The organism is uncultured Parabacteroides sp. (assembly GCF_902493135.1).
In the GTDB taxonomy this organism is placed as follows: domain Bacteria; phylum Bacteroidota; class Bacteroidia; order Bacteroidales; family Tannerellaceae; genus Parabacteroides.
The window spans coordinates 18,172-30,226 of record NZ_CABUOD010000048.1 but is presented as its reverse complement, the minus strand read 5'-3'; the positions used below and the strand labels follow the sequence as shown (position 1 = coordinate 30,226).

Here is a 12,055-nt window from a genome sequence, read left to right as displayed (position 1 = left end):
CGCGGATTACACGGAAAGATAATAAATTTATCCGTGTAAATCCGTGAAATCCGTGCCTAAAAGATCGTGATAAAGGAATTTTGACACACCTCCTTTGCGTGAAACGGCCCGGTTCCGGAATCTCGCTTCTGCACTAAGTCAGAATGCGACGGATTCTTGCCATTATTTTCTTTCGTTTCAGGATGCATACGATGGCTACCGGTACGGCAATAATCCCCCCGATGATGGCAAACACCTTGATCCAGGCAATCAGGATATTATTCTCACGCAACAGATGAGCATGTTCGTCAGCCGAAGCAAAACTCAGGTTGGCGACCTTGGCAACCTGCCCCAACATTTTCATCGGAATCGAACCATCCGGAATATCCCGGTGGCAAGCCATACAGGTCCCGCCGCGAGAGAGGCATTCGAGCTGGTCGGCTGTCAGAGGCATGGAGGTCGGCCAATGCGTATCGATCGTCTGTACCTGGTGACCATCGGAAGCAAGCAGTTGCATGAAATCACCGTGCAAATCTTTGATGGCACTGATCTGTGCACGAGTATAATGGCTGACATTACCGGTACCGGCATCGACTACATCGGCATAGCGAGTAACGGCAGGTTCGGCATCATACAGGCCGCCATCCGTTCCGTAGCCCATCGCTTGCAGGTTTCCGTGGCAATCGGCACATTCGCGGGAGGCCTTTGAGGTTGTATGCGGATTCAAAGGAGCCAGTTCGATTGCATCATAGCCGGCTGCCGTCTTAGCCACCCGGTTCCAGACAAGTGTCTTGCCATCCGGTCCGATCACTGTTCCGACAGTCTGGATCACACCGACCAGAGGCGTGACACGTCCCTCGCCATTAATCCCTAATGGAGGATTCTCCCCTCGCATATGGCTGTAATCGCCGTATGTGGGAGCACCCTTTTGCATCACATATTTTTTATGGTAATCGGCAGTCGTGCCGTCCTGTGCAACCTGTTCCGGAGAATCGAGCCAGTCGATAGATTCTTTTGTATAGTCGATTACATACTTATAACCATAGTATTGGGCTGCCCAAGTCGAATGGCATGCATAGCATTCTAACTTTTCCATATGCTTGGAGACGGCAACCATAGCTGTTCTTGCTTTTACGGGATCAGACCAGGTATCGGTTTTCTCCATTTGCTTCAGGAGAGGGACATTGAAATCCAGCCCGGTCTCGGAATGGACCATGACCTTATCGCCGTCTTTCACGACATTACCGAAAGCATTGCCTCGTGCCGTAAGCAAATAGCCGTCTTGTTTCGGATAGACCGTTGCAAAACGGGAAGTGACCTCCATCGGTGCGTCAGCCAGGCCACGCGCCTCGTCTCTATCCGGTTTCTTACCAAATTCGTCACCATAGCCGATCGGCAATTCCCAGGGATATCTGTCGGGGGTACCATGACAGTCGGCACATTCTATCTCGACAGTAGCAAGCGTGGTAGTCCCTATATTGCCGTTGCCGTGCATGGAATTGGTCGTATGGCAATCCTGGCACAGCAAACCGGTTACGCTTTTACCGTCCTTGTCGATCCGGTGATGGGCATCATCGCGCATATATTTGAAAACATAACCGCCATTGGTCTGCTGCGGCAAGCCTTTCTCATCGAAAGGCCCCCGATTGTCACTGTGGTCCAGAGCCATTAACCCTTGATAGGCATGTCCAATGCGACGGCCGGCGGAATGGCAGGAAGCACAGGTAGAAACCTGTATGCCGGACAAAAGCTTACCATTCACTATCTGAGGGGACTTACGCGTACCCTGCATCGCATGGACCAGCAGATGGCCGGTAGCTTTCTTGTCTATCGAAAGATCGCCTCCTTCATAATAACCTTCATTACTGTAAAGGCTGTGACAGGCGGCACACCCCATCCCGCGATAATGCCCTCTGTCCTGCATTCCTTTGTTACTTAAATGGCAGGCGTTACAATTCCTCAAATAGGTAAATGCGGCCTGTTCCGGCATCTCTTCCAGCTTGTCCAACGAGGCTTCGGGGACTTTTTCCAGTTTATCGGGGAATTGTCCGGGGAAGTTCCGGGCCATTTCTTTCATATAGGCCTTATAGGTATCCGAACCGAAACGGGGAGTATGGCCATCCGGATCGTCTATCCGGTGGTCGGCATAAACATGGTCATGGTTCTCCGTGCCGATCCCCCAGCTCCACATGATGGCTTTCATCTTACCGGCGTCGGTATTCATATTGGAACGGCGTACATTGTATGTATGGTCGCCATGACACAACCCGCAAGTATTGTCATTCACCTGCAAGGCACCGGGCACGGGCGTAAAAGAGGCGAGCCGGCTTCCGGCAGGCGCTCCGCTATGGGCGAGACGGCTATTAATCGTTTCTGCCGGATTTCCGCCATGACAGACCACGCAACCGTTCGGATCTCCCATCGAAGCGCCTTTTGCCAGGATTGCCTGCATCATGCCCGACTGCAAAGGACGTGCCGGCTCTATTCCTTCATGACAGACCAGGCAATACTGTTTCCCGGCCGGAAAAGACCCGCCGTCGGCCTGCTGCACGACCTGCGGATCAGGCAAAGGCGACGAAGAGGCAGGAACGGCCTCTGCGGCGGAAACAAAGACGGTATCTCCGCCTTGCCATAAAGACCAGTAATAAGAGACTACGACAAAACAAGCAATAACCGCCCCGGCTAAGACAGTTATATCCAGCATTCTTTTTAGAAACGTTTTTTTACTCATGATATAAGATGATAATCGTTACAGAATCCCTATTTTAAATAATAACAGTGAAAACAGTAAAAGGTTGAAAGCATTCCTGTTTTATCTCTCAGATAAGAGGATGTAATTTAATTCATATCAGCTATCGGAAAACAGTCGATATATTCAGGCCGGATTTTTGAACCTTTCCGGCTGATATAAAGTTATATAATCGAAAACTATATTTAAGAAGTAAGGGTTAAAATACACAAATAATAAATTATCACATCATTCGGATATGAAACACAGAATGTTCTTTCTGCTGGCAAGTGTATTGCTGGCACTCCCGGCAACCGGTATGGAATTGCCAAAAGACTCGACCGCCACTTGGCTTGAGACAATCACAAAAGGGAAAGAATTGCCACATCTTAAATTCAGTGGATTTCTCAGGTTCAACTATAACTATTCGGACTGGAAAGAAGGTTCGAAGAAACGGGGAGGCGACTTCGGGTATGATCTTTTTAAGTTGGGAGTGGCCGGATCATATAAAAAGATTTTATTGGATGTGGATTTCCGCTTCTATGCAAAGCCTTCGGGCGGCGCCATGCTGAAATCCGGCTGGATCGGGTACAAGTTCAATGACAGACATCAGTTGCAGGTCGGGCTGACACGCGTGCCGTTCGGTATACAGCCATACGGCGCACACAACTATTTCTTCCAAATCGCATACTATCTGGGATTGGAAGACGATTCGGATATGGGAATCAAATATTTGTACACCGCCGACCGGTGGGAATATGCCCTCGCTTTCTTCAAAAACTCGGAAGAGGAACTGTTCGGATCGGATTCGGAAACGGCAGGAGATCGTTACAGTTACGATGTTGCGGGCCGCAACAAAGAAGTCAACCAGTTCAACGGACAGGTCTTCTATAAATGGGGAGACGGAACCCGGCAGAAGATAGGCGCATCCGCCGAATTCGGCATGCTCTACAATCTGGATACTGAAAAGAACGGTACACATTATGCGTTTGCCGTCCATCATGAACTGTACTGGAAGGGATTAAGCCTCAAGACGCAGGTATCCACCTATGCCATGTACCCGAAAAACAAGCCGGGAGAAACTCGCGACATTGTGACGATGACGGCATTCAACGCTCCTTACGAGATAGCGGCAAAGGCAAATATCTATTCTGTCAGCGCCGGATATACAATTCCTTTTTCAAAAGGGATCGTGAACAGTATCCAGTTCTATAACGACTTCGGCTGGATGCAGAAATGGGACAAATCATTTCATGACAGCTTCCAGAATGTCACCGGCTGTCTCATTACCGCCGGCCCAGTCCTCTGCTATGTGGATTATGCGCAAGGGTTGCACCAGCCGTGGTTCGGTCCAGACTGGAATGCTTTTGGTGCGGGGACGGGCAGTAACTCCTGGCACGCCCGATTCAATATCAGTTTGGGATATTACTTCTGACCGGATACTACAGTAAGCGAAGGATCGTGTCGTGTATCACCCCGTTGCTCGCCACCACCTGCTCGGCAGAAGGCCAAGTGCCGCCACCGGCAAAGTCTGTCAGTCTGCCACCCGCCTGCATCAGGATCAGACCGCCTGCCGCCACATCCCACGGGCCGAGATAGCCTTCTATCCGGGCATCGAACCGGCCGCAGGCGACATAGCAAAGCTCGGCCGCGGCAGAGCCCAGCAGTCTCGTCCCTCCGGCATAGCCATACAAACGGTCTACCAGTTTTTGGGCGACCGGACGGTAACGGTCGGAATCGTAAGGGAAACCGAGCGCGACAAAAGCCTTGTCCAGAACAGCCACATCCGTCACCCGGATTTCTTTGCCGTCCAGATAAGCCTTACTTCCTTTCCAGGCATAAAAACATTCGTCACGACAGACCTCATATACAACACCTAACAATAATTCTTCCTTATTCCTCAGGGCGATACTGACACTGTAAGGGGCCATGTCGTGGATATAATTGGAAGTCCCGTCAAGCGGATCGATCACCCAGCAATAGTCCTCGTCCGTCAAGCTTCCCGACCCCTCTTCGGCAATAAACCCGGCACCGGGAAGCAATGCCGAAAGTTGTTCGACCAGACGCCGTTCGGATTCTTTATCCACATACGAGACATAATTGTGCGCACTCTTTTCCTCTACCTTCTCCCGGTCGAACTTTTGCCGTTCGTCACGCAGGAATGTACCGGCATTGCGGGCTATTTGCCGTACTTCCGCACAAAGATATTCCAGGTTCGATATTCCGATCATCGTTTCATCTTTTTATGTTCAGCCTTAATATAACGGCTCCGGGCGGTTATTATTACCGTTTTATCGATATTCCTTCTTTATTTTTAATTTATTCCCTATTTTTGTTAACGGAATGTCAAACAAAACAGACCCTTTAACCGTTATGAATATAACGAAAACACACAATAAGGACAAATGAGACGTTGGATGAAGCGAATAGGGATCATATGCCTGATACCGGTGGTATTGGTCATCCTGATTTCAATTCTTTTGTATATACCTCCCTTCCAGAATTTCGCTGTGCGGTTAGCCACCAAATATGCCAGTGAAGCTACCGGTATGAATATCGGGATCGGACAGATACGTCTATCCTTTCCGCTTAACTTGACGGTACGGGATGTGAAAGTGATGACTCCCCCCGACACGCTATTATTGCTCGAAAGTTTCCAGGTTAACATCCGTCCGCTGCCGCTGCTGAAAAAAGAAGTCCTGGTGGATGCGATCGACCTGCGTGGCGTAAAAGCCAATACAGGCAACCTGATCGAGGGAATGGTGATCAAAGGAACTTTAGGAAAGCTCTATGCCAAAGCCGACCGTATAGACCTCGGAAAAGAGATTGCCCGGTTGAACAAAATCGACCTTTCGGATACAGCCGTCACCCTTCTGATGAGCGATACGACAACAAACAAAGATACGACATCGACGGTTGTCAACTGGAAATTGGCGCTGGACCAAATCGACCTGAACCGGGTAGCGTTCGCCATGCAGATGCCGGACGATTCGCTGCGTCTTGCGACTTACATCGACAAGGCGGGACTGACCGACGGAAGGATCGACCTCGGATCGGCACGCTACAGTGCTTCCCGGTTTCTTCTGTCCGGTTCTTCCCTAAGTTACGACGGCAGCTACGATGACCCGGCTCCGGGTTTCGATCCGGCACATATTGCCTTGAATGATGTGAATATCCGGATCGATTCGCTTTTATACGGGGGAAAGGATATCGGTGCACGGATCAAAGAATTTTCCGCCAACGACCGTTCGGGACTGACGATCAGTTCGCTGACCGGAGATATCAGCAGTGACAGCACCGCGATACAGGTGCCGGGGTTCCTGTTGAAAACACCTTACTCGGAGATCCGCCTGCTGGCCACCGTTCCCTGGAGTTCGTTCGACAATACGCCGAGCGGCACGCTCCGTAGCCTGCTGACCGCCTCGGTAGGAAAAGAAGATGTATTTGTCTTTGCCGGTCCTCTCCCCAAGGAGTTCAAGCAAGCCTATCCTCAGAAAGAAATCAGCCTGACAGCCGGAATAGAAGGGAACCTGGCTGCTCTACGGCTACGCCAGCTGAAAGGCGGACTGCCCGGCGTCTTCGATCTGAATGTCACAGGAGAGATGAAAGCCGTGGCAGACAGCATCCGCCGTTCGGGTAAGTTCCAGCTGGATGTGCAAACCGGGAATCTCGATTTTGTCCTCAGTATGTTGCCGGTATCCGAACGTTCACGCTATAACCTTCCGGCAATGCGACTGAAAGGGGAGGCGACTTTGCAGAACCAGGAGTACCGCGCCGGCCTTTTGCTCACACAAGGCGAGGGCAGGGTCGGACTGACGGCACGTTATAACCCCGCACGGGAGTCTTACCAAGCCGACCTGAAGGTCGACAGTTTGAAACCGACCGATTTCCTTCCCAAAGATTCCCTTTACCGCCTGACCGCCTCGATCCGTGCCGAGGGGAAAGGGTATGATCCGTTTCGCGTTACCACCTGGGCCAAATTAGACGGGGAGATTACGAATATCGAGTATGGGACATACGCCGTATCCGACGTGAAGCTGGACGGCTCGTTGGAAAAGAACCTGCTGAAATTCGACCTGCTCAGCCATTATCCGCTTGCAAAGATGGATATGTCGCTGAATGCAACCCTCCATAAGAAGAAAGTGAATGCGATGCTGATCGCCGACGTGCAAAACCTGGACTTGTACGGCATGCACTTTATGAACGATTCGCTGGCGACCTCCTTCCAGCTTTTCGCAGAGGCGGAAACGGACATGGGGAAGAATAACCAGGTGGACGTTACCCTCGGTAACTGGGAACTGATGAACCCGACCGGCAAGTTCCACCCGAAAACATTGACTTTACGTGCTCATAGCGATAAAGACACGACCCGTGTCTCCTTCCACGCCGGAGACCTCGGAGTCGTCCTGACCGGTAATGCGGATATCGAGACGATGGCCGATAAGTTCACGAAAATAAACGAAGGCCTCACCCGACAGCTGGAACGCGATTCGATGATCGACATTCCGGCTTTCCGTCCGCTCCTGCCGGATATGGACCTGAAGATCACGGCCGGTAAGGATAATCCGATTTACAACATCCTGCAACAGTATTATATTACCTTCGACGACCTGGATATCGAAGCCAGCACCTCGCCGGAAAAGGGCCTCTTCCTCGATGCCGATCTCTTCAACCTGATGCAGGACACGACACGGATCGACACGATCTGCTTCATCGTCCGGCAGGATTCGCTCGGCCTGCTGTACGACACGAGAGTCATCAAGACAAAATACAGGAAGCAGCAACCTTTCACCGCCGGCTTGCGGGGAAAGGTCCGTAATACCTTTGCCGATGCCGAACTGGAATATGCCGACGGCCAAGGCAAAACCGGCTTCCGGTTAGGAGCCCGTGTCGACAAGGAGAAAGAGGGATTGCGCCTGCATCTCTTCCCGGAAGATCCGATACTGGCTTTCCGCACGTTTAAGCTGAATGCCGACAATTATATCTTGTACCGCGATATAAAAAATATTGCCGCCGATGTCCGGCTGACCGGCGAGAACAACGCTTCGCTCTGGATCCATTCGCTTGCCGGAGGAGAAGGGATGGAAGAAATCCATGCCGAGCTGAGCCAGATAGACCTGGATGCGATCACAAAGGGATTCCCGGACCTCCCTTCCATGCGGGGGATGTTGAGTGCCGACTTGCAGTATGCCCCTTCGGACAGCAGCTTCATGGTTGTGGCGGACGCTCATATCGACAGCTTGTTCTATGAAGGGGGACGGGTGGGTGAACTGATGTTCAACACCGTTTACCTGCCGCTTAGCGACAAGGAACATCAGGTCGACATGCACCTTTTCCGCGACCGTAACGAGGTGGCGGCGATCAACGCCTATTACAAAATGGGTAAAACGGATTACCTGGACGGAAATATGAACATCACCGCCTTGCCGCTGGAAATGGTAAACCCGTTCATTCCGGACAATATGGCCAAACTGACGGGAGCCTTGCAAGGGGAGCTGGCGATAACCGGGACCACCTCGGCCCCTGCTGTCAACGGGTATGTGAGGATGGACAGTTCGGCGGTATATGTCACGGCAGTCGGTTCTTCCTTCCGTTTCGACAAGCGGGATATCAAGATCCGGGACAATCTGATCCGTTTCGACCAATACAACATCTATGCTTCGGGAACCAATCCGTTTGTAATCGACGGGACGATCGACATTCATAATCCTTCCCGGATGATGGCGAACCTGAAACTGACGGCTCACGACCTGCAACTGCTGAATGTGAAACGCAATAAGGAAAGCATGGTGTACGGAAAGCTGCTCGTCAACCTCAACTCGACGGTCAAAGGGCCGCTCGACGCCTTGATCATGCGAGGAGACTTACAACTGTTGGGCGGGACGAACGTCACTTACGTGATGCAGGAATCCCCGCTTACGGCCCAAGATCGTTTGGCTGACCTTGTGACCTTTACCGATTTCTCCGACACGCTGCTGACCCGTCGGCACCGGCCGGAAGCACCTCTGCCCATCGGCGGACTGGACATGTTGATGACGATCCGGATCGACCAGGCCGTCCGTCTGAACGCAGATATCACCCCCGACCAATCGAGCCGGGTGGAACTGGAAGGGGGCGGCGACTTGTCATTCCAATACACGACACAAGGTGAAATGATCCTGAACGGGCGTTATACGCTGTCGGGAGGCATGGTAAAATATGCCATGCCGATCATTCCGCTGAAAGAGTTCACGATACAGGACGGCAGCTACGTCCAGTGGAGCGGCGACCCGATGGACCCGATGCTGAACTTGACGGCTACCGAGCGGATGCGGGCATCCGTCACACAGGACGACGGCAGTTCACGGCTAGTCACGTTCAATGTCGGCGTGGCCATCAAGCAGACGTTGGAGAACCTGCAACTGCAATTTATCCTCTCCGCACCGGAAGACCAGTCCATGCAACAGGAACTGGACAAGATGGGTGAAGGGCAACGCTCACAGATCGCCGTCACGATGCTTGTCACGGGAATGTACCTCAACATGAGCGATGTCGGCGGTGGCGGAAAGAAGCCGAGCCTTGACATGGGCGCCGCCCTGAACAGCTTCCTGCAAAGCGAGATCAACAATATCGCGGGTAGCGCCTTGAAGTCCGTGGATATCACTTTGGGCATGGAGCAGTACGACCAGAACGGCACAGGATCGGGCGGGGAGCGGACAGACTTCTCCTTCCGCTTCGCCAAACGGTTCTACAACGACCGGATCAGCATCATACTGGGTGGACGTGTTTCGACCGGACAGGATGCGGGCGCCGGGCAGTCGCAGCAGTTCATCGACAACGTATCGATCGAATACCGCCTCGACGGTAGCGGGACCCGTTACATCAAGCTCTTCCACGACAAGAACTACGAGAGCCTGTTAGAAGGCGAGATCACGGAAACGGGCGCCGGTATCGTCCTGCGCAAAAAGATGCTTCACCTCCGTGAACTCTTCATCTTTAAAAAGAACAAACCCAAGCCGGTAACGGACGACAAACAAACAGAAGAGAAAAAATGAAACACATCAAATATATTGTATCTATTTCGTTATTCCTCCTTGCTTCCTGCTCCACGACGAAGAATCTGCCGGAAGGGGAAGTTTTATATACGGGGATCAAGAAGATTGAAGTGACGGACGAGGACAAGAGCAAGGAAGGGGAAGAGGCGCTGACGGAAGTGGAGGCCGCCCTTGCCTATCCGCCCAATAACGCCCTGCTTGGGAGTTCGTCCATCCGCATTCCTTTCCCGTTCGGGCTGTGGGTGTACAATGCGTTCGTGAACAAAAGGGGGAAACTCAACAAATGGATCTTCAACAAACTGGCGGCCAAGCCCGTTTTCATCAACGCGGTCAATCCGGAAGTCCGGACAAAGGTTGCCTATAACCTGCTTCGCGAATACGGCTACTTCAACGGGGCTACTTCCTATGAAGTGGAACCGGACCCCAAGAACCCGAAAAAGGCAAAGATAAGCTACAAGGTGGAGATGAACAATGCCTACACATACGACAGCATCGCATACGTCCGGCTACGGCATCGCATCGACACGCTCGTCCAGCGTAACATCGGCGACCGCCTTCTGCACGACGGCGATAATTTCAATGTCGTACAGCTCGAAGCCGAACGTCAGCGCATCTCTTCCCTGCTCCGTAACAACGGGTATTACTATTTCCGTCCCGAATTTATCAGCTACCAGGCCGATACGATCATGAATCCCGGAAAGGTAGCGCTCCGTATCTCTACAAAGCCGGGGCTGCCCCGCACCGTACTGCGTCCCTGGAAGATAGGCGACGTATCGGTCTTCCTGAACGGTTACAACAACGAGCCGCCGACAGATTCCATCCGGTATAAGGATATGACCGTCTTTTACGAAGGGAAGTTGCGCGTCCGTCCGAAGGTGCTGTACGACCGGCTGAAATTCCGCCCTGGCGACCTCTATTCGCAGCAACAGCAGGAAAAGACCCAGACCGGCTTCTCCCGTCTCGGCATTTTCCGCTATTCGGAAATGCAATATACTCCCAAAGACACCTCTCGCCGTTGCGATACGCTGAACCTGCAGATCAACACGGTTTACGACCTTCCGCTGGACGGCGAGCTGGAACTGAACGTGACCACCAAGAGCAATGACCAGACCGGTCCGGGCGCGATCTTCAGCGTTACCAAACGGAATGTATTCGGAGGAGGAGAGACCTTCGGCGTCAGCATGCGCGGCTCCTACGAATGGCAGACCGGCAAACGGGTTTCGGGCGGCAGCTCGGCGATCAACAGCTGGGAGTTCGGCATCAGCGGTACGCTTACTTTCCCGCAAGTGCTTTTCCCCAGCCTGATAAAGAACGATACGAAATACCCTTCCAGCACCTCCTTCCGTATCTATGCGGACCAGTTGAACCGTGCCAAATTCTTCAAGATGCTGGCATTCGGCGGAAGCGCTTCGTACGAGTTCCAGCCGTCGGCGACCAGCCACCATTCGGTGACGCCGTTCAAGCTGACCTACTCGCTGTTGCAGCATACGACGCATGAATTCGACTCCATCGTAGATGTCAACAAGGCGTTGGGGCGAAGCCTCGAGAACCAGTTCATCCCGTCGATGGGCTATACATACACGTATGACGATTCTCCCATCACTACCAAAAAGAACCATCTCTGGTGGCAGTCTTCCATCACACAGGCGGGCCTTATTCTCGACGGCGCCTATGCCATCGCCGGTAAGAACTTTAACAAACGGGACAAGAAACTGTTAGGGAACCGCTTCGCCCAGTTTGCCAAACTAACGAGCGAAATACGGTACAACTATTATCTCGGAAAGAAGCAGCACCTGGTCGGACGCCTGATGGCCGGCGTCGCCTACAGCTACGGCAATTCGATCACGACACCCTACAGCGAACAGTTCTACATCGGCGGCGCCAACAGTATCCGGGCTTTCACGATCCGAAGCATCGGGCCGGGCAGCTACCGCCCGACCGATTCGAAATACGGCTATCTGGACCAGACCGGCGACATCAAGTTCGAAGCCAATCTGGAATACCGCTTCCCGATCTTGGGCGACCTGCACGGAGCGACCTTCCTCGATGCCGGCAACATTTGGCTGCTACGCTACGACAAAAGCCGTCCCGGCGGACAGTTGAAATGGGGCCGTTTCCTGAAAGACCTGGCTTTAGGCACAGGCATCGGACTGCGCTACGACCTGACCTTCCTCGTCATCCGCCTGGATTGGGGAATCGGCCTGCATGTCCCGTACGATACGGGAAAGAAAGGCTATTACAACATCCCGGACTTCAAAGACGGAATGGGTGTCCACCTGGCAATCGGCTATCCGTTCTAAAGAAACGGTTTCAA

Annotated in this window: 5 protein-coding genes; 3 read left to right on the top strand and 2 right to left on the bottom strand. The window is 52.5% G+C overall.

Annotation, left to right across the window (positions count from 1 at the left end):
- Positions 1-133: 133 nt before the first annotated feature.
- Positions 134-2,683, bottom strand: coding sequence for a hypothetical protein (locus RDN79_RS16450; protein WP_298547780.1), 2,550 nt, complete (start codon positions 2,681-2,683; stop codon positions 134-136).
- A 283-nt stretch (positions 2,684-2,966) separates the two neighbouring features.
- On the opposite strand from RDN79_RS16450, the gene RDN79_RS16445 reads away from it, so the two are divergent.
- Entirely contained in the window at positions 2,967-4,142 is a 1,176-nt protein-coding gene (locus RDN79_RS16445; RefSeq protein ID WP_298547784.1) for a hypothetical protein, read from the top strand.
- A 7-nt stretch (positions 4,143-4,149) separates the two neighbouring features.
- On the opposite strand, the gene RDN79_RS16440 is transcribed toward RDN79_RS16445, so the two are convergent.
- On the bottom strand, positions 4,150-4,938 hold the full coding sequence (locus tag RDN79_RS16440) for an inositol monophosphatase family protein (protein ID WP_298547786.1): 789 nt from the start codon (positions 4,936-4,938) through the stop codon (positions 4,150-4,152).
- A gap of 174 nt (positions 4,939-5,112) precedes the next feature.
- Between RDN79_RS16440 and RDN79_RS16435 the strand changes: the two genes are divergently transcribed.
- Positions 5,113-9,741, top strand: a complete 4,629-nt coding sequence (locus RDN79_RS16435) for a translocation/assembly module TamB domain-containing protein (RefSeq protein ID WP_298547788.1) — start codon at positions 5,113-5,115, stop codon at positions 9,739-9,741.
- A complete protein-coding gene (locus RDN79_RS16430) occupies positions 9,738-12,041 on the top strand; it encodes a BamA/TamA family outer membrane protein (RefSeq protein WP_298547790.1) in 2,304 nt (767 codons plus the stop codon). Before RDN79_RS16435 ends, RDN79_RS16430 begins: the two co-directional genes overlap by 4 nt.
- Positions 12,042-12,055 lie beyond the last annotated feature (14 nt).